At 54.5% G+C, this 18,838-nt stretch carries 16 protein-coding genes; 11 read left to right on the top strand and 5 right to left on the bottom strand.

Annotated features, from left to right (window positions below; genetic code table 11):
• Both AC2FJB_RS22095 and AC2FJB_RS22090 read left to right on the top strand, forming a co-directional pair.
• Positions 1-1,633, top strand: a 1,633-nt coding sequence (locus tag AC2FJB_RS22095) for a type IV secretory system conjugative DNA transfer family protein (protein WP_496721027.1), incomplete at its 5' end; no start/stop codon positions are given.
• Positions 1,634-1,713: 80 nt separating this feature from the next.
• Positions 1,714-1,908 (top strand): YqaE/Pmp3 family membrane protein, encoded by a 195-nt coding sequence (locus AC2FJB_RS22090; RefSeq protein ID WP_496721025.1) that lies wholly within the window; start codon positions 1,714-1,716, stop codon positions 1,906-1,908.
• A gap of 763 nt (positions 1,909-2,671) precedes the next feature.
• On the opposite strand, the gene AC2FJB_RS22085 is transcribed toward AC2FJB_RS22090, so the two are convergent.
• From AC2FJB_RS22085 to AC2FJB_RS22070, 4 genes are all read right to left on the bottom strand, one after another.
• Positions 2,672-3,052, bottom strand: a complete 381-nt coding sequence (locus AC2FJB_RS22085) for a hypothetical protein (protein WP_170337130.1) — start codon at positions 3,050-3,052, stop codon at positions 2,672-2,674.
• A gap of 114 nt (positions 3,053-3,166) precedes the next feature.
• Positions 3,167-4,345: a carbohydrate porin gene (locus tag AC2FJB_RS22080; RefSeq protein WP_496721023.1), complete on the bottom strand. Its 1,179-nt coding sequence runs from the start codon at positions 4,343-4,345 to the stop codon at positions 3,167-3,169.
• Complete coding sequence (locus AC2FJB_RS22075) at positions 4,342-5,106, bottom strand: DUF3299 domain-containing protein (protein ID WP_170337125.1); 765 nt, start codon at positions 5,104-5,106, stop codon at positions 4,342-4,344. The genes AC2FJB_RS22080 and AC2FJB_RS22075 overlap by 4 nt, the downstream gene beginning before the upstream one ends.
• A 26-nt stretch (positions 5,107-5,132) precedes the next feature.
• Positions 5,133-6,530, bottom strand: coding sequence for an amidohydrolase family protein (locus tag AC2FJB_RS22070; RefSeq protein ID WP_496819097.1), 1,398 nt, complete (start codon positions 6,528-6,530; stop codon positions 5,133-5,135).
• A 132-nt stretch (positions 6,531-6,662) separates the two neighbouring features.
• Here AC2FJB_RS22070 and AC2FJB_RS22065 point away from each other — a divergent pair, with 132 nt between their 5' ends.
• The 4 genes from AC2FJB_RS22065 to AC2FJB_RS22050 all read left to right on the top strand — a co-directional run bounded on the left by AC2FJB_RS22065 (position 6,663) and on the right by AC2FJB_RS22050 (position 11,547).
• Positions 6,663-7,670 carry a helix-turn-helix domain-containing protein gene (locus tag AC2FJB_RS22065; RefSeq protein ID WP_496721018.1) on the top strand — a complete coding sequence of 336 codons (1,008 nt, stop codon included), beginning with the start codon at positions 6,663-6,665 and terminating at the stop codon, positions 7,668-7,670.
• 738 nt (positions 7,671-8,408) lie between these two features.
• Positions 8,409-9,380: an ABC transporter substrate-binding protein gene (locus AC2FJB_RS22060; RefSeq protein WP_058274113.1), complete on the top strand. Its 972-nt coding sequence runs from the start codon at positions 8,409-8,411 to the stop codon at positions 9,378-9,380.
• A 67-nt stretch (positions 9,381-9,447) separates the two neighbouring features.
• Positions 9,448-10,476 (top strand): ABC transporter permease, encoded by a 1,029-nt coding sequence (locus AC2FJB_RS22055; protein WP_496721016.1) that lies wholly within the window; start codon positions 9,448-9,450, stop codon positions 10,474-10,476.
• A 12-nt stretch (positions 10,477-10,488) separates the two neighbouring features.
• A complete protein-coding gene (locus AC2FJB_RS22050; protein WP_496721014.1) occupies positions 10,489-11,547 on the top strand; it encodes a quaternary amine ABC transporter ATP-binding protein in 1,059 nt (352 codons plus the stop codon).
• A 33-nt stretch (positions 11,548-11,580) separates the two neighbouring features.
• Here AC2FJB_RS22050 and AC2FJB_RS22045 read toward each other — a convergent pair whose 3' ends face one another.
• The gene (locus AC2FJB_RS22045; protein ID WP_496721012.1) at positions 11,581-12,504 is read right to left on the bottom strand and encodes a LysR substrate-binding domain-containing protein; all 924 of its coding nucleotides are present in this window, start codon (positions 12,502-12,504) and stop codon (positions 11,581-11,583) included.
• A 237-nt stretch (positions 12,505-12,741) separates the two neighbouring features.
• Between AC2FJB_RS22045 and AC2FJB_RS22040 the strand changes: the two genes are divergently transcribed.
• The 5 genes from AC2FJB_RS22040 to AC2FJB_RS22020 form a co-directional block, all read left to right on the top strand.
• Positions 12,742-14,346 (top strand): fatty acid--CoA ligase, encoded by a 1,605-nt coding sequence (locus AC2FJB_RS22040; RefSeq protein WP_496674487.1) that lies wholly within the window; start codon positions 12,742-12,744, stop codon positions 14,344-14,346.
• Positions 14,343-15,029, top strand: coding sequence for a dimethylsulfonioproprionate lyase family protein (locus tag AC2FJB_RS22035; protein ID WP_014880570.1), 687 nt, complete (start codon positions 14,343-14,345; stop codon positions 15,027-15,029). The genes AC2FJB_RS22040 and AC2FJB_RS22035 overlap by 4 nt, the downstream gene beginning before the upstream one ends.
• Positions 15,030-15,040: 11 nt before the next feature.
• A complete protein-coding gene (locus AC2FJB_RS22030; RefSeq protein WP_496721010.1) occupies positions 15,041-17,161 on the top strand; it encodes a 3-hydroxyacyl-CoA dehydrogenase NAD-binding domain-containing protein in 2,121 nt (706 codons plus the stop codon).
• The gene (locus tag AC2FJB_RS22025) at positions 17,158-18,342 is read left to right on the top strand and encodes an acetyl-CoA C-acyltransferase (protein ID WP_209509591.1); all 1,185 of its coding nucleotides are present in this window, start codon (positions 17,158-17,160) and stop codon (positions 18,340-18,342) included. Before AC2FJB_RS22030 ends, AC2FJB_RS22025 begins: the two co-directional genes overlap by 4 nt.
• 128 nt (positions 18,343-18,470) lie before the next feature.
• Positions 18,471-18,838, top strand: a 368-nt coding sequence (locus tag AC2FJB_RS22020; RefSeq protein WP_496721008.1) for an AraC family transcriptional regulator ligand-binding domain-containing protein, incomplete at its 3' end; no start/stop codon positions are given.

Here is an 18,838-nt window from a genome sequence, read left to right as displayed (position 1 = left end):
TATTTGCAGAGATCGTAGGATAAGTTTGTCTGATAAGTCGCTGTCGCTGGCCGCTCCAAAAATTTGCGACACATCCGTCTTGAGGCTCAAAGATCCACTGGACAGTGAAATCGTGTTTGCCAAATTTGGTGAGCCAAAGGACAAGAACGCGATCTACTATAAGCCCGGCCCCGGTGTCCAAAAGCCACACGCGATGTTCATTGCCCCGTCAGGTTCGGGCAAAACCAGCGGCTTTGTGATCCCGAACGTCCTGCGTTTCAATGGTTCTTGCGTCGTCCTGGACATCAAGGGCGAGATTTTCCAGACCACGGGTGCGCGTCGGGCAGCAATGGGCGATGAGGTTTTTGTGTTCGATCCCGAGAACCCCGACAAAAGCCACAGCTACAACCCTCTGCGCCGCGCAGCACGTGCCGACAATCTGGACCGGCGGTGGGAAGAAGTGATTCAGGTTGCAACCCAGATGTTCGACACGCCCAGCTCGTCCGCACAGGGCTTTATGGGTGGCGTCGAAGGCATGTTTTGCGCAATGGCGATGTTGGCGACCAAAAGAAAGCGGCCATACATTTCCGAAGTCCTACGCCTGGTCAAAACGACCAAGCAAAAGGACTATGAGAAAATGGCTGAAGAAGTTGGATATGCGCGAGCTGCAGATGAGTTCCTGAATCTTGCAGCCGAAGAATCCAAAATCTTGCGGTCAACGATTTCGGTTATGTTGAACTCCGGCCTTCAGCTCTGGCGCAACCCGTCTGTGGCAAGAGCCACGCAGGGCAATGACATCAGCTTTGAAGATCTGCGTCGGCGCCCCACCTCGATCTACTTTTCTGTGCCAGGGAAAAAGGTCAAAGAGTTCCGGACGCTCATTCGCTTGTTCTTCCTCGATCTGGTGAACACCATCGAAACCGTTGAGCCGGGCGAAGATGAGCCGTTCAAGGTTTTGATGCTGCTCGATGAGTTTCAGCGCCTCGGCCATCTTGAGCGCGTCGTTGAAGCCTATGACACCATGCGATCGTTCGGTGGCCGGATCATCGTAATTTCGCAAACGCTGTCGCGCCTGCAGGACATCTATGGGCATGAAGGTGTGCGGGCGATGCTGGCAAACGCCGGGACGCAAATGTTTGCGGCGTCCGAAGATTCAGAGGTGCGCGAACACGTGTCCAGGTCCATCGGTGATAAAACAGTTATGAGTAAGTCGAAGTCTCGGGCACTCGGTAAAATGGAAATGGGCAGCATATCGGAACGCGAGGAAGGTATTCGCCTGCTCCGGCCGGAACACGTTGGCCGATTGCCGGAGAATGAGGTGGTGCTGATCCGCGAAGGCAAGATGCCGGTCATTGCAAACAAGATCCGTTACTTCGAAGATCCTTATTTCATGCAGTTCTTGGGTGGCGACAGTCCGAAGATCAGGGGCACACACCTTGATCTGGCTGCAGAGCAAGCCAGGGACACGGCAAAGGCGCTGGCTGAAGCGAAACCGGCCCCTGCCCCGGTAAAAGAGGTTTCGGAAAAAGATCAGGAACTTCAGGCGGCATTTGATGCACAGCGCACGGTCGCAAAGCGGAAAAGCCGGTCAGCGAAAGATATGGCGATGGGGAAAATGAGAGCCAAACGGGCTGAAAGTAGCGCCTCCGCTTGACGGGGGTGCTGTTTAAGTAAATCTGCGTTTAACCATGTTTGTGAGAACATAGCGGTCTAACTATCAGAAGGTTTTTTCAGATGAGATTGATACTCGCGATTTTGCTGCCGTTTGTGGTGTTCTTCACGATCAGACGCCCAATTCAGGGCTTTTTCTGCCTGCTCTTGCAACTGACGCTCATTGGCTGGATTCCGGCCGCGATTTGGGCTGTGTACTCGCTGAGCCAGTACAATACTGACAAGAAAATCAAAGCAGCGACCAAGGATAAGGTGTAAAAAATGAATGAAATCGGGCTGAACAAGCACGTCGCGGAACTCAACCGAGGCGCGCAGATGATGAATGCCCAGACTGAGGACAACAAGAAACTGCCTGGGTCTTCGGTGGTATCACGAGTGGGCCGGATTTTAGTTGAGACGGGCGGTGTAGAACTACTTCACAAGGCTCACCAACGAGTTGATGCGAGGTATCAAAGAACTGTAGAGCTTCAGTGGTACGGCCTTACTGATGGCGACAGGCAATGGCTGCCATAGTGTCCAGAAACAATCTGCGACGGAAGGAGAAGCCGCCAACAGGCGGCTTTTCTCATCGGGTAGTCTTTGGTTCTTGCCTGTCGCTCGGCACATCTATCGCATGATTTAAAGCCGTAGCCGCCATTGATCCTACGTGCAGAGAACGACCATTTCGAGCCCAAAATACAAAATGCTTCAACGCGCTTTAAGGTCAGCGATGCGCAGAAAGCAGACTTTGCAAAGTCCGGTTGACCACATTGTCCACCAAAGGCGACAGTTCTGCTTCGCGACTGGGCTATACATAGCCCTCAAAGCGTATTGTTTGCGGGACTTCAGTTGCACCGTTTTCCTGAGCGAGTAGGGCGCGTGCTGACGAAAAGGTAGCAAGCGCAAAAAGAACAAGAAGGGCCTTTATCATCGTAGCGCCTCGGATCCGGGTTTTGAACTTGGGCCGGGGTTCACAAATGATCGCCCCGGCCAGCGTCAGGGCAAACGAGGTAGTTCTTGCCCTGAAACATCGTACTTTCGCCTAATTTAGAAGATCACCGACGATGCCGACGGCATCGACCACGGTAGACAGGTCATTCGTAACTTCGAGGACTTCGTCATCGACCAGAATGTAGCGGTTTCCTTTGCCCGGCTCCCCAAGCTTCCATTTGGAAAGGTCCCCAATATCCTCGAACTCCAGGTCAGATGGGAGCTTGGCACCGCGCGTGTAGCGCTTGATCTGTCCAGGTGGTACAGCTTTTGGGCCTTTGCCGGGTTTGTCTTCTATCTGAATGCTGACATCACCGTTCTTGCCCCCCTTGTTCGGCTTTTTACCCTTGTTGTCTTTGGCATGGGCATCGCTGCCTCCAAGGATGAAAAACACAACTGCTAAGGCTGCAAGAATTCCGTATGCAATCTTCATAGATTGTTCCTTTGCTTCCCAACTTCATTCGACCGGCGTTGAAAATTCCGGCACGCGCTTGATCTCTCTTAGTTGCCCTTTGGCACACCCCTTAGTGACTGCCTTCACCCCGCATTAGAAAACGATCCGGGTTCTTAGACCGAACAGGGTAATCCGGTCCTGATCGGGATTTAGAAGCGGGTCGGAAATGAATTGTACCGATGGCGTGATCTGCAGTCCGGGTGAGATTGAAAAGCGGTAGAAAGCTTCAAGCGTGAACTGATCGCCATCTATGCCTCTTGCTTCGGCCCAGTTCAGGCCCAGACCGGCCAAATCGGTGTTGCGACCATAGTAACCGAGACCGGCAGAAATCGACCGTTCATAAAGCGCTGCGGTTCCCTTCGAGGCCCCTGCACGGAAGAACGGCATCCATTTATTGTCAACAAACCATGCGGCGGAAAACGCTGCGCCGTAGTCTTCCGCTCGACTGCCATCGTCAGCCGCATCCGCATGCCAGAGAGTCAAATGGACATTGTCGAAATAGATGCGATCAAAGCCGGAAGTGTAACCAAATTCGAGTGATTTGAAAAGATTGCCATCGCTGAACACATCAAAGTTAGGATCAGACGGGTCGGCGTTTGCGTCTGAGACGCTGGCAACGGCGTAAAGGTTCTCGCTCAGCTTTACCCCACCGGCAATACCAAGGCCTTGGTTGGGCGTGCTAATTGTCGGGTTGGTATTGAAAGACAGGTTTTGGAAACCACTGTAGGGGCTTACCAATCCATAGATGTCCACAAAATCCGTTACATCAATCTGCCCGAATTGCAGCGTCCACGAACTGTTTTCGGCCCTTTGAGTCCAGAACAGGTTGGTCAGCAGCAGACCACTATCGTTGAAGGCTGTTCCCGTGATCGAAAGGGCTCCACCATCTAGCCCAAGGAATTGCGGGGCAACATCAGTGTAACTGTGCCGATCTTCGATCTTGAATGTCAAAGATCCCCGTTCAGTTGCCTGCCAACTGCCGTAGAGGCGCGCAATTCCGCTGGCCGCTTCGCCGGTTCCCAGATCAGCATTCGTGGATTGGCCCAATGCCAGGTAATCAATGTTGAACCGAAACCCACCCTCAGCCAGTCGGTCTTTCCACTGAAACCAACCCGGTGCGATGTTGCGTGGAAAATCGGAACGATATTGCGGATCGGTGAGCCCGTCTCCGGGCGCAAGATCGGCTTCGACTGAAGATGGCCCGGATAGTCCCTGAGCCGACGCTGCGCCAGCAAATGCAATGCTCAATGCGGCAACCAGAAGTCTTATCATTTTGACGCCTGTGCCCCACCGGTCTTGCGATTTCCTGCCGCGCGGATGCGATCAGCAGCACGCTGCTTCCATTCCAACCTGTCTGCCTCGGTTTCCAGAGTTTCGACACGTTCCGCCTCTAGCTGGAAAGTCGCATTCATAGGCATGAGGCCATCCACAACCATCATATTATGAACGGAAGGATCGATAGTCAGCGTGCCTGTCAGCCGAACGGGTTCGTGGAAATAGCTAGGCGCCCAGTCCCCGTTCAACCGCACACGGATCATCTGGTTAGGCGGAGGTGGAGGCATGTGGCTGCACATCCCTCTTTCTGGCACCAAATACGCCACAGGCCGGCCGTCCGGATCGCTTGGAGCAGGAATGGCAAAGCCCGCGAGTGTGATTGTTCTGCCGTCGAATTGCGGGTTTCCGCTCGTTCCAGCCTTTCTTCGACGTTCAGTCACAACCTCGCGCTGATCGAGTAACCAGTCGACGTCAATTCCGTCTGACACCAAGGCGTCTTCGGTCTCTGCTAAAAGCAATTGCCATTTCTGCCGTTCTTCGGCGCTGCCAACCTCCTGCTGCAACCTGCCGCGTATACGCACAACGAAAAGAACATCGTCGAACTGTTCGGGGCTGAGTTCACGATAGGGGTCATCAAAGACCTGCGCAGACGGATCTGGCAGATCTGCCCAGTCCAACGCGGTTCCAGGCGTCGCCGCAGCATCATAACCGCACAAAACCAACCCTGCGAATACTGCGGAGCAAAACCAATTTCGCATGAATGCTCTCCGGCTGCTTTATCTGGTCAATCCAGTGTGTTTTTGTAGATCACACCGTCCTTCATGATCAGGCGGATCGTATCTGGGCTTTCAGGCCTTGGGTCGGCACCGAACCACTGATCACCTGTGCCAACAACCGAGAAGTCTTCAAGTGGGTTACCGTCGATTAGCAGGATATCCGCATAAGCTCCTTCCTCGATAACGCCCAGTTTCCCGGCGGTGTAAGGGTTCATAAAGTCACCTGACAGAGCGACTACCTCGCCACCCGTCGATGTCAGCGTGACCATTGACGTATAGGGCCCGAAGAACTCATTGTTCAGGTGTTTTTCATAGGCAATCTGGATATTGCACGCCTCTACCGACCCAACACAGTCAGTCTGGAAACCTCGCTTCACCGGGCATTCCTTCATATTGTCGATATAGCCAGCAAATGTGGCCGAGGCAGACTTTGCCTTGGCAAGGCTAGCGGGCACGTTAGCCACCGCCGGAATGTCGAGAAGACCGGGATCGAAAGCTGTCAGGTTCGTGGTAATATATGCCCCTTTTTCATTCATGACTTGAGCAATATCACAATCAAAAGAAAAGCCATGTTCTATTGACATCACACCCGCGTCGAGCGCACTCAGGATTGCTTCCTTGCGATAGGAATGCGCCATGACATAGCTGCCATATTCATTCGCCACCTGCACGGCGGCCTTTATTTCCTCGGGCGACCCGGCTAGCAACTGCCAAGGGTCGAATGCCGACACGACACCACCTGATTGCATGAACTTCAATTGCGTGGCACCCATGCGGAAATTGTTACGTGCGTATTTATAGACGTCATCAACACCACTGACCTCCTGAGCCATGTTCAACCGGCCCATGTTTGTCTCTGAACCAGGTGGTGCTGTAAAATTTGCGAAGTCAGCATGACCACCGCGTGTTCCGATAAACGCCCCGGATGGATAGTAACGGGGGCCCTCAATTTGCCCTGTGTCTATCGCCCGACGTAGTCCGCCATTAGCGCCACCAGCATCCCGGACAGTGGTGAAACCCTGCATCAAATACATTTCGGCCATCCGAGCACCGTGTATGGCAAAGTCCTCCCAAGTTGTGTTGGCCTCCATCGCGGGTAATGTCGGCCCCATCAGCATGAGGTGCGCGTGCAGTTCAACAAACCCGGGGGTCAGTGTCCGTCCTTCTCCATCAATGACTGTCGCATTGGGGGCATCGATCGCATCGGTTGATACGGCCTTAATCAAATTACCCTCGACCAGAACACTGGCATTTTCAATGCGTTGCTCATTCACACCGTCGAAGACATGCACGTTGGTAAACAGCGTTTGGGGTTCTTCTTGATCCTGAGCCTGCGCGGTCGCCGAAAAAGAAAGAACTGCCGCGACAATTGCCGTCGAGCAAAGAGACATTCGTAAGCCGGACATAAGTACTCCCTTCATATTCATGTTTTGCCAACTATAGTCTGGAATTCATTGGCTCGGTTGCCCCTTTTGAATTAGGATGTACGAATGTGACTGCAAAAATGGCCACTTCTTAAAGCTAATCCAACAAGGGTTATGAGCTTGCCTTTCAACTCCACCTCCCGAGAGCATAGCGAGGGCTTTGTTCGCCTCTCTTTAGCCGCTCCCTTTCTGCAATATCTCACCGAACGCAAGATCAATCCGCAACCAGCATTGGATCAGGTCGGCTTGAAAGCTGAACTGATGACTAACCCATCCGTGTTCGTTCACTCCGAGTTGGTTTACGGCTTGGTAAATGCTTTCTCAGAAGTATCAGGGGATCGATACCTAGGACTGAATGTAGGGGAAGCGTTTGACCTACAAGGATGGCCGCCCTTCGCTCAAGCCTTGCAATCTACAAAAACGCTGTTCGAGTTTTTTACCCGCTTTATTGGGCTTGTACCGCAGGAGTCCAATTCTGTGCGGCACAGCCTTGTCATTGAAGCAGACAAAGCGACTTATCGTATCGAGAGGCAACAGGAACCAACCGTCCCACCCATTCAGGTGACCGGTTTTGGTGCCGCAATCTATGTACGCCTATTGCAGACCGTCGTCGGAGAGTCCTGGGACTCTTCCCGTGTGCGATGGGAAAGCAGATACATCAATGGGCTGCCTATCGACTACCAAGGGATCGAGGTTGGCCTTGGGACTGATCCCGGAATGCAAATTAGTTTTCCTGTGGAATGGTTGTTTTTGCACCACGTCTCTGAGGGTTCTGCCAAGCCCATAGCATCACTTCGACAAGATGAAGAAGTAACCGTGGTGGCAGCTTTGCGATCTGTCTTACGCGACAAACTGGATGAAACCGATTTGGGACCAGAGATGGTGGCTGGAATGCTGGGAATACAACCGGAACGGTTTCTGAAAGCGCTTCAAAAACAAGGCACAACGCTACCGCGCGAAATCAAACGGCTGCGTATCGATGTCGCCAAGGAGCACCTCAAACAAAACCAGATGACAATTGCAGAGATCGGACTGATGCTCGGCTATTCTGACAAGTCCCATTTCACTCGCTTTTTCCGAGGTCAGACCGGAATGACACCGACCAAGTTCCGAAGCAAGTAAATGTGGTCGAGCCAAATGAACGCTTCGAAGATTAGGTCCTCGTGGGATCAGTTCGGAGAAGTTGTAGTGCGACGTTGAACAGGTTAGTCGACGACATGAATGGTTGGTTGCCACCGCCGATACAACCTCTGCAACTGGCCGTTTCGTTGTGTATTTCGGAGTTAGCAAAGCTTGGTTGCGAAGGTCCGCTTCGGGCTGCGTGCGGCCAATCATGCTAACAGCAGACAACGATGGCACCGAGCCCAATTCAGTCGTTTACAGCAGACAACATGATTTCCTGAACGTCGCGCATGTCCTAGTCAATGGCTTGGTGCAAAACTGAAAAGCGTGATTGTGAATGCCTGCTTCAGGCTGGGACCAGCCAATCATGCTTGCTGCGGAGAACGGCAACACTGAGCCCAAATCTACCGATGCTGCAGCTAGTTCGAATGGGCGTGATGAGCACAGAACGGACGTCCCCGGGTTTGATCACTCCTCCTGCCGGCTCTTGAGAAGAGGCAATTATACACACGCATAAGCCACCTATGGATTTACATCTAAGAAGCTTTCGTTGGAACGAAGGTCACTAAATTCGAGCCTGGCTTCAACTCTCCACCTGTAAACAATTGTACATGATATAAAATTCTTTTCAGTTTTTTGCTATTAGGCCTGTCTGTACAAATCATCGCTACAAACAAGGCGAATTTTGGCTTGGAGCGTTTCTCTGCCCCTGTTTCGCCGATGACAAGGAGGAAAGAAATGTTCAAGATTTCAGCGGGTCTCGGGTGCGTATTTGCTGCGGCAATCACCGCTTCGGCGGCCCAGGCAAACGAATGCGGTGAAGTATCACTGATGCAGGCCGATTGGGGGTCAGCGCAAATTGTGACCGCGGTCTCGAAGTTTCTGATGGAGCAAGGCTATGGTTGCGAAGTGACCACGGTTCCGCTCTCGAGCAACCCTGCGCTGGCATCCGTTTCCGAGACAGGAGAGCCCGATATTCTGACTGAAATCTGGACAAACGGCGCGCCGGCTTACCAAGGGCTGGTTGACTCAGGTGCAATCATTCCTGTGACCGAAGTTCTGTCAGATGGCGGTGTCGAAGGGTTCTTTGTTCCGAACTACCTTGTGGAGGAGCATCCGGAACTGGCAACAATTGAAGGCATCGCAGCCAACCCCGAACTCGTCGGAAATCGCTTTCACAATTGCCCCGAGGGATGGACCTGTCTGAATGTCAGCACCAACCTGATGAAGGCAGGCGGGCTGATTGATGCAGGCATTGAAAACTTCGTGCATGGATCAGGCGAAACCCTTGCGGCTTCGATCGCTGCCGCCTACGAAAACAAAGAGCCGTGGTTCGGCTTTTATTGGGCACCGACATCGGTACTGGGCAAATACCCGATGACCCTGGTCGATATGGGCCCCCATGACCCTGAAAAGCACGCCTGCAACATCACAGCGGAATGCGCGACGCCAGAAATGAGCGCCTTCCCCCGCAGTGAAGTCGTTACAGTTCTGTCGAAAGAATTCATGGCCGAAAACGCAGCAGTGTCTGACCTGATGACAAATCTGTCCTTCACCAACGCACAGATGGGCGAAACGCTGGCATGGGTCGAGGACAACAATGCCTCCTACGATGAAGGTGCGGTGCACTTTCTGACGACCTACAAGGATGTCTGGGGAGCGTGGCTTAACGATGCTGCGCGCGACAAACTTTCCGCATTGCTGCAGTAAACTGCATGGACAGGGGCATCCTCAGCGATGCCCCTAACGCACTGAAGTAGATCGGAAAGTGGGATAAATGGCCTTCTATGACAAGTTGTTCAGCGCATTGGGTTTGAGCGAATGGTGTGGCACGTCAGATGACAAAGCGCCTCTTTCGCTGGCGGACCTTGCGGCGCAAGCAGGAGGAGAAGAGGCCTCTGGGCCGCTCATTCCAATTCCCTCATTTGATAATCTGCACGAAAGCTGCAACCGCATATGGCAGTCGCGCGATGTAACCAACGGGATCGAAGATGGGTTTCTGGCAGCCAAACCGGTCCTGAAAACCGTTCTGGACCCGATCACACAGCCATTGAGCTGGATATTGGATGGCGCACTTTGGCTGTTTGAAGCGACGCCATGGTTCATCATGGTCCCGCTTCTGGTGGCGATTTCCTGGTACGCGTCACGTTCGCGCCCTGTGACGATCTTCGTGGCCGCCTCGATTATGATGCTGGCCCTCGTAGACCACTACGATGTGGCGATGCAAACCCTGTCGATCGTCTTTGTGTGTACGACGATTTCGGTGCTGTTCGGTGTGCCCATTGGAATTGCCATGTCGAAATCCGACCGACTGCAAAAAGGCGTCGTTCCGTTGCTCGACCTGCTGCAGACCCTGCCGACATTCGTGTACCTGATCCCTCTGATTTTCTTGTTCTCGGTCACGGAATCCAAACTGTACGGGATTGCGATCATCCTTTACGCGATTGTCCCGGTGATCCGCCTGACCGATCTGGGCATCCGGCTTGTCGACAAGGATGTGATCGAAGCGGCCAATGCCTTTGGCATGAATGACCGCCAGAAACTGATGCGAGTACAATTGCCGCTGGCGTTGCCGAACATCATGGCCGGGATCAACCAGACCATCATGATGAGCCTTGCCATGGTCGTGATCGCCTCTCTTGTTTCGGCCCCTGGCCTTGGCGTGAACGTGTTGCGCGGTATCCGAAACCTTGAACTGGGTGTGGGCATCGTTGCGGGTATCGGCATTGTTCTGCTGGCCGTGATCCTTGACCGCGTGTCAAAGGCAGCTCTCACACGGGTCGATAAGACCCAAGTCAAACATTAAGGAGCCGGTTCAATGACACAGCCAATGGTCCGCCTGTCCGGGCTCTATAAAATCTTTGGCGCCCGCGACAAGGACGTGTTGCACCATGTCCAGGATGGCATGGGCAAGGAAGAATTGCTGGCGCAGCACGGGCACGTGTTGGGGCTCAACAACATCAACATCGATATGCAGGCGGGGGAAATCACAGTGGTCATGGGCCTGTCCGGCTCTGGGAAATCTACTCTGATCCGCCACTTGAACCGTTTGATCGAACCCACTGCGGGCGAGATCATCGTGCAGGGTGAGGACGTGATGCAACTGTCCGAGGACGGGTTGCGCCATGCTCGACAGGAAAAGATGTCGATGGTGTTCCAGAAGTTCGCGCTTTTGCCGCACAAAACCGTGCTGAAGAACGCAGGCATGCCGCTCTCGGTGCGCGGCGAGGACGAGACGACTTGCGACCGTGAAGCCGCAAAATGGCTGGAACGCGTGGGTCTTAGCGGGTTCGAGAACCATTATCCAGCGCAATTGTCCGGTGGGATGCAACAGCGTGTGGGCATTGCCCGGGCGCTGACCGCGAACACACCGATCATGCTGATGGACGAGGCTTTCTCGGCTCTTGACCCACTGATCCGAACCGACATGCAGGACCTGCTGCTCGAGCTGCAAAAAGAGCTGCACAAGACCATCATCTTCATCACTCACGATCTAGATGAGGCGTTGAAGCTGGCCGATCACCTTGTGATCCTAAAGGACGGCTTTGTCGTGCAGCAGGGTGAGCCGCAGCATATCCTGCTGAACCCCAACGATCCCTATATCGAAGATTTCGTGAGCGACATCAACCGCGCACGGGTTCTGCGGGTGCGCTCGATTATGACCCCGTTTGTCGGTGGCAAAGTGCCAAAAGATGCCCATGGCGAAGTGGACGTGAACGACACGCTCGAAAGCATGATCGCGCGGTCCGGCGGGGATACTTCACACGCCTATGTTGTCAAGGATGGGGAGAAGACAGTCGGCTCACTGGATATGACTGAACTGGTTCGCGCTCTTGTCCCTCGCGTCGCATCCGAGGCCGGTGCCCGTCAGTCCTGAAGCGCGCTGACGGCAGAGCTGGAATTCAACAGATCAGGCCCGAAATTGCCGCATGGTTGGGTCGGCCTCGATCTGTTCGAACAGCCAGTCGATAAATGTATCGAGCTTGGGGTTGGGTGCACGCTCTTTTTGCGTCGCCAGATACCAGCGGCCTGGCTCGGGTACTGAAATGTCGAAGGGTCTAACCAGACGCCCCCGCTCAAGATCACGCTCGCAAAACGGTGCCCTTGCGACGCTGATACCGTGATTATTTAGAACAGCCTCACGGACAAGCGGGTAATTGTCGAAAACAGAGCCAAATTTCATCGTTTCGCGATCTAAGCCCGCCGCATCCAACCAACAGTCCCAGTCATCCGGCTCATTCCATGTGCTTGGGACACTAAGCAGAAGGAAATTTCTGAGCTCTTCCAGCGGCATTCCACCGCTTGCGGTTTTCAAGGCCTCCGGAGCACATACCGGGTAGATATCGGTTTCGAACAAGGGGCTGTAGTCAAATCTCTTATCAAACGGTGGCGCGTTGAACACGCCCACATCGAACCGGTGCATATCATAATCACCGTCTTCAAAGGTCGAGACGATGCGCACGCGTGTGTCCGGATTATCCTGAAGAAATTCAGCCAATCTGGGCTGTAACCACATTGTATTGAAACTTGCGTAGGACTGAACGAGCAACACGTCCGGTTCCTCAGGTGTCTGGATGCGCCGAGTGGCTTTGATGATTCCCTGAATGTGTTCGCGTATTGGCGGGTAATATTGCTCGCCAGCCGGTGTTAGCTCGACCGAACGGCTTGTGCGTTCCAGTAGTTTAACACCGATTGTTGTTTCTAATGCTTTGACCTGGTGGCTGACTGCCGCATGCGTCACACAAATCTCGTCAGCGGCCTTTCGGAAACTCTTGTGACGCGCCACCGCCTCAAAAGCGCGCAGTGAAACCAGCGTGGGCATGTGAGTGGTCATTGCTGCATCTCCTCGATGAAATCAATTCTGCTTACCCTCAAGCAGAGTTATCCGACGACGGGCGCGAATATAGCAGGGTATTGATACTCTTTTTCATAACCTGTCAGGGGGTAGCACGCAATTCGCGGTGCGATGTGATCGGTTAGAATATCTTGATGAACGGAAATTTCTTTCAGTTCTTCAACTGGGGAAGAGATGCCAGATTAGGGGCTAAAGAAGCTCAAGGATTCCACCTTCATGCCACCATTATCACCTTCGTCAAATGCATATGGCTATCCGTTGCTGATTAAACACTTGCTGGCCGGATCTCAGCTCGCGTCAGCCAGCCAAGAGATCGTCAGCGGCACCAAAATGCGGTTGAGTTATGCGGATTTGGGCAAACGCGTACGCCAACTTGCCAGTTCTCTAAAGGCCAGCGGGATAGGTGAGGGCATGCGCGTCGGCGTCATGGATTGGGATACCCACCGCTATCTTGAGTGTTTTTTCGCGATCCCGATGATGGGCGCGTCCCTTTTCACGATCAACGTGCGACTATCTCCTGCTCAGGTTCTTTATACGATCAACCATGGGCAACCAGATCTGATCATCGTGCACCGCGATTTCATGTCGCTCATAGAGGGTATCAAATCGGGCTTTGATCGGGACATCACCATCGTGCCGATTGGAGACGGAGAAGGATATGAAGAGTGGATAGGCGAGGCCCCAGACAGCTTTGACTTCCCGGACTTCGATGAAAACCAAACCGCAACCCTGTTTTATACGACCGGGACCACCGGCAATCCCAAGGGGGTGAGCTATTCACACCGGCAGTTGGTCCTTCACACGTTGGGCCTGATCGCCGGCTTCGGAGCGTGGCCCGGAAACGCCGGATTTCATCGCGGCGACGTCTACATGCCGCTGACGCCCTTGTTTCACGTCCACGGCTGGGGATTTCCATATGCCGCAACGATGCTGGGGCTGCGTCAGGTCTATCCCGGTCGATATGACCCTGACACAATCTTACGATTGATTGCAGACGAAGGCGTCACCTTTTCCCACTGCGTGCCCACGGTTCTGTCAATGGTGCTCGACCATCCGGGCTGCCCACAAATTGACCTGGACAGATGGAAAGTGATCATTGGCGGGGCCGCTTTGCCGCGCAATTTGCAGGACCGGGCGGCGGCGGCAGGCATATCCTTGCATGCGGCCTATGGGATGTCCGAGACCTGTCCGTTTCTGACGGTGGCCGATTTGTCCAGCGACGATCCAGAGGTGCAGGCGCAAACCGGCTTTCCCGGCCCGCTTGTCGACCTTCGTGTTGTGACACCGGATATGCAGGACGTTCCACATGACGGCGAAACAACCGGCGAAGTTGTTGCTCGGGCTCCCTGGTTGACACAAGGCTATCTGGATAATGCGCAAGCCTCGGATGAGCTTTGGGACGGTGGGTATCTGCATACCGGGGATGTTGGGTATATCCGCGAGAATGGATCGTTGCAGATTACTGACCGCCTCAAGGATGTGATCAAGACCGGCGGCGAATGGATATCTTCACTGGCACTGGAAAACATAGCATCGTCTTGCAGCGGCGTTGAGGACGTCGCAGCAATCGGGCTGCCGCACGCGAAATGGGGCGAAAGGCCAGTGTTGGTCGCTCAAGCCGCAAAGGATGCCGATCCGGATCTTGTGCGCTTGAGAGTCATTGAAGAAATCCAGTCGCGTGTCGGTGCAGGCGAGATCTCAAAATGGGCAGTTCCAGACGAGATAGTCTTTGTCGACCGCCTACCTAAAACCAGCGTCGGCAAGCTCGACAAGAAACTCGTGCGGAAAGATATTTCAACGCGCTCGGACTTTAAATCATGACAGACAAGCAACGCCGTATTCAGGCGCTTATCGGGTCCATTGTCACCTATCTGCAGGCTCACAGAGCTGCCACGCGCGGCGTTGACCTGACGTTGGACAAGCTGGCAGCCATGGACCTGAAGGGTGAGAGGCTCATTGATTTACCTCCCCAAGGAACCCGGCACGATGAGGTTCTGAAGAACGCCATCGCCGGGATTGTCGCCCCCGAATTGCAGGAAATCGCAGGTTGTCTGAAAGCGGCCAAGGATGATCTGATCTGGCGCGAAGACAACGCCCAATTCTATCCCCCTGGTGCCGAATTGGGCGAGGGATACACAAAGTGTAACCTACATACTCTGCTGATTGGGCCAGACGCATGTGGACATCACCATCCCGATTTCAACCTTGGCATTTTCATGCTGGGTCCAAGGACGCTGTATCGCGACCACAACCACGACGCGCCAGAGCTGTACCTGAACCTGTCCGAGAAATCTGGTTGGCGGTTTGGCACCCGTGACTGGCAGGATTATCCGGCTGGATCACTTATCTGGAACGCGGCGGGCGATCCCCACGCCACCCGGGTCTATGACCAGCCATTCATCTCCGTCTTTGTCTGGCTCGAGAACGTGAATTCACCCTGCAACGTAATCCACTTCGACGATTGGGCAGAGATCGAACAAGATCTTGCCAAACAGTCCAATTGAGGTTTCCAAACATGATTTCCACTAAACACACCGAGAGTGTCGCTTTCATTGAGCTGAATGCCCCGCCAGTGAACGCTCTTGGTCTCAAGATGCGACTGGCGCTTTCCTCGGCCATCCACGAGCTGGACGCCGATGAACAGGTCAAAGCTATCGTTCTATGCTCGGCTCTGCCGCTCTATTGCGGCGGCGCTGATATCGTTGAGTTCCGCACCGGGGCAGTTTGGGACAAGCCGGACCTGCCAGACCTGTGTGTAACGATTGAAACCAGCAAGAAACCCATTATCGCCGCGATAGCAGGTCCCGCTATGGGTGGTGCGCTGGAGATCGCGCTTGCCTGTGATTACCGTGTCGCCACGCCGGATGCCGTGATGGGCCTACCTGAGATCAAACTGGGGCTGCTGCCTGGTGCCGGAGGCACCCAACGACTACCCCGGATTGCCGGTCTGGAAGTGGCAACGCAAATGATCCTTTCCGGTGACCCCGTGAAAGGCGATTATGCCCTGTCTTGTGGGCTGGTCGACGCACTATTTGAGAACGACCAGGATTTTCGCGCGCATGTTTTGGGTTTCGCCACCCGTGTCAGCCATGAGGGCGATCCGAAACGCAGTTGCGCGGATATGACCGTCACACATCCTGATCCGAAGGGTTATCTCGCGGGTTTCCGAGACCAGATAGCGCACACGTCCAAAAACCTTGTCGCCCCTGAACGATGTTTGGTGTCCATCGAGGCCGCGTGCGAAATGCCGCTGGCCGAGGGGTTGGCACAAGAGAAGGCAGGTTTCGCTGAACTGCTCGACACACCTCAATCGCGGGCGGGGCGGCATCTGTTCTTTGCAGAGCGTGAATGCACCAAGGTTCCCGGCGTTACCCGTGCTGACCAACCACGTAGCATTTCATCGGTGGCTATGATCGGTGCCGGAACAATGGGGCGCGGCATTGCCATCGCCTTTCTGCAGGCGGGGTATCCGGTCACGTTTCTGGAAACCACGCAAGGTGCGTTCGAACAGGGGCTGGAAAAGGTCCGGGAGCATTTCCAGCGTGCGGCTCAAAAAGGGCGGCTCAGTGCGGATCGGGCAGAGGCAATCTCCGCCAACGCCACCGGGACACTCAGCTACGGCGACCTTGCAGAGGCCGACCTGATCATTGAAGCGGCGTTTGAAAGCATGGATGTCAAACGCCAGATTTTTGAAGCCCTGGACCGACACGCAAAACCTGGCGCGATACTGGCCTCAAACACATCGACATTGGATGTTGATGAAATCGCCGCAGTCACATCCCGCCCGGAGGATGTGATTGGTCTCCATTTCTTCAGCCCGGCCAATGTCATGCGCTTGCTGGAGGTGGTGCGCGGCGCCAAGACCGCTCCCGATGTCATTGCAACGGCAATCACGGTCGCAAAGAAGATCCGAAAGCTCCCTGTCACGGTTGGCGTGTGCTACGGCTTTGTTGGAAACCGGATGCTGGAGCCATACTTCCGCGAAGGATCCCGTCTGCTTCTAGAGGGGGCGACGCCGAAACAGGTGGATGACGTCCTTGAAGGCTTCGGCATGGCCATGGGCATTCATGCGATGGCAGATCTGGCGGGAGTCGATGTGGGCGCCCGCGTGCGTCAGGAGCGGCGTAGTGAAATCGCGCATGACCCGACATACCAGGCTGTGCAGGACAGGTTGTTTAAACTAGGCCGACTGGGTCAGAAAACCGGGCGAGGAAGCTATGTCTACGAGGGGCGGACGCGGGTCGAAGACCCTGAGATTGTTCAAATCAGTGCCCATTTGGCAGACTTGCATGGCGTGAAGCGCAGGGAAATCGACGATCAGGAAATCCTTGAGCGTTGTCTGTTCCCCCTGATCAACGAGGGCTTCTTGATCCTTGAAGAGGGCATTGCGACGCGCCCGGGTGATTGCGACCTGATCTGGACCAACGGCTATGGCTTTCCGAACTGGCGCGGCGGCCCAATGCACTATGCCGACGAGTTTGGATTAAGCCAGATTCTGGAACGCATGAACCACTATCGGCAGTCGCTTGGTGCCTATGGTGAGATGTGGTTCACGCCTGCGCCTTTGCTGGAAGAACTCGCAACCTCGGGCGTAACACTTGCCGCGCATTTTGATGCCAAAAAGGAAAAATCATGAGAGAAGCCGTTATCGTCTCAACCGCACGAACCCCTATTGGGGTTGCCTTCAAAGGTTCGCTGAACAACATCAAATCCCCTACCATGATGGGGCACGCCATTCAACACGCTGTTGAACGTGCAGGCGTGGACCCCGGTTCGATCGAAGATGTCGTCATCGGATCGGTCCTTACGGCGGGAACCGCAGGCATGAATGTCGCGCGTTTGTCGGCGCTGGCGGCGGGCCTTCCCAATACGGTGGCAGGACAGACGATCGACAGGCAATGTTCATCGGGATTGATGGCCATTGCGACGGCCGCAAAGCAGGTCATTGTGGATGGTCAGAATGTCTCCGTGGCAGGCGGGCAGGAAAATATTTCCATCCTGCAGAATGCCTATCTGAAATGGGCGGGCGATGAGAAAGATCCAAACGTTATCGCCCAATCTGAACATGCCTATATGCCGATGCTGATGACGGCGGAAAATGTGGCGCAGGTATATGGGATCAGTCGTGACGCCCAGGATGAATATGCTGCACTTTCCCAAGGTCGGACGGCCCGGGCTCAGGCTGCTGGCGCCTTTGATGACGAGATTGTCCCGATCACTGCGATAAAGCGGGGCAAGAATCGCGAAACCGGAGAGGAAACCCTGGAAGAAGTGACCTTGTCAAAAGACGAAGGCAACAGGCCGGGTACGACGGCCGAAACACTTGGCCAGCTGAACCCGGTTGTCGAAGGAGGACTGATCACTGCCGGAAACGCAAGCCAGCTTTCTGACGGGGCCTCGGCTTGTGTGCTCATGGAAGGCAAAATGGCTGAGCAACAGGGTCTCACACCGCTAGGTATCTATCGCGGCATGGCTGTTGCAGGAAACGCACCGGAAGAGATGGGGGTCGGCCCGATCTATGCCATTCCAAAGCTGCTTAAGAATGCAGGTCTTCGCATCGAAGACATCGGCCTTTGGGAGCTTAACGAAGCCTTTGCCTGCCAGGTTCTCTATTGCCGCGACCACCTTGGGATTGATCCCGAAATCTACAACGTGAACGGCGGTGCGATATCGATTGGCCACCCCTACGGCATGACAGGTGCGAGACAAGTCGGGCACGCTCTGCTTGAGGGGAGGCGTCGTGGCGTAAAATACGTGGTGACCTCCATGTGTGTTGGCGGAGGCATGGGGGCCGCAGCGTTGTTCGAAGTCGCCTGACCCCACTGAAATGAGTTCAAGCAGAGCGTTATCTGGTTGAGACATTGACATTCTGTCATCTGCGAAGGCCGCCATCTGCAAGCCTGCGTTTCATGTCGACCGGAATTGGTGATACCTCCTGAGGCGTTATGACCAATGTCACGCCAACGATCCTTTCCACGGTTTCCAGCCAGTTTGTCGATGACTGGCTGGCGGCGCTGCGTGCCCTGTGCCCAGAGGCGCAGATGGCGTCGCTGCTTAGCCGGTCCGGTCTGAACGCGGATACGCGCTCGCCGAATGGTCGCGTCACGCTGGATCAGATCGTTTGCCTCTATCAACTTGCCGCAGTTGAGACCGGTGATGAGATGATGGGGCTTTGGAGCAGACCCGTCCGGCCGAGGGCCCTACAACATCTTCTGACCACTGTCAGGGAAGCCACGGGATGTGTCGCAAATTTTTGGAGCGGCCAGCGACAGCGACTTATCAGACAAACTTATCCTACGATCTCTGCAAATAG

The sequence above is a fragment of the Ruegeria sp. CDSC085 genome, assembly GCF_059610465.1.
This window is presented reverse-complemented; position numbering and strand designations above follow the sequence as displayed.

What these genes read in the sequence shown, in the direction of transcription:
- AC2FJB_RS22090 (WP_496721025.1), top strand. Translation starts at nt 1,714, where the DNA reads ATGAGATTGATACTCGCGATTTTGCTGCCGTTTGTGGTGTTCTTCACG.
- AC2FJB_RS22085 (WP_170337130.1), bottom strand. Translation starts at nt 3,052, where the DNA reads ATGAAGATTGCATACGGAATTCTTGCAGCCTTAGCAGTTGTGTTTTTC.
- AC2FJB_RS22080 (WP_496721023.1), bottom strand. Translation starts at nt 4,345, where the DNA reads ATGATAAGACTTCTGGTTGCCGCATTGAGCATTGCATTTGCTGGCGCA.
- AC2FJB_RS22075 (WP_170337125.1), bottom strand. Translation starts at nt 5,106, where the DNA reads ATGCGAAATTGGTTTTGCTCCGCAGTATTCGCAGGGTTGGTTTTGTGC.
- AC2FJB_RS22070 (WP_496819097.1), bottom strand. Translation starts at nt 6,530, where the DNA reads ATGTCCGGCTTACGAATGTCTCTTTGCTCGACGGCAATTGTCGCGGCA.
- AC2FJB_RS22065 (WP_496721018.1), top strand. Translation starts at nt 6,663, where the DNA reads ATGAGCTTGCCTTTCAACTCCACCTCCCGAGAGCATAGCGAGGGCTTT.
- AC2FJB_RS22060 (WP_058274113.1), top strand. Translation starts at nt 8,409, where the DNA reads ATGTTCAAGATTTCAGCGGGTCTCGGGTGCGTATTTGCTGCGGCAATC.
- AC2FJB_RS22055 (WP_496721016.1), top strand. Translation starts at nt 9,448, where the DNA reads ATGGCCTTCTATGACAAGTTGTTCAGCGCATTGGGTTTGAGCGAATGG.
- AC2FJB_RS22050 (WP_496721014.1), top strand. Translation starts at nt 10,489, where the DNA reads ATGACACAGCCAATGGTCCGCCTGTCCGGGCTCTATAAAATCTTTGGC.
- AC2FJB_RS22045 (WP_496721012.1), bottom strand. Translation starts at nt 12,504, where the DNA reads ATGACCACTCACATGCCCACGCTGGTTTCACTGCGCGCTTTTGAGGCG.
- AC2FJB_RS22040 (WP_496674487.1), top strand. Translation starts at nt 12,742, where the DNA reads ATGCCACCATTATCACCTTCGTCAAATGCATATGGCTATCCGTTGCTG.
- AC2FJB_RS22035 (WP_014880570.1), top strand. Translation starts at nt 14,343, where the DNA reads ATGACAGACAAGCAACGCCGTATTCAGGCGCTTATCGGGTCCATTGTC.
- AC2FJB_RS22030 (WP_496721010.1), top strand. Translation starts at nt 15,041, where the DNA reads ATGATTTCCACTAAACACACCGAGAGTGTCGCTTTCATTGAGCTGAAT.
- AC2FJB_RS22025 (WP_209509591.1), top strand. Translation starts at nt 17,158, where the DNA reads ATGAGAGAAGCCGTTATCGTCTCAACCGCACGAACCCCTATTGGGGTT.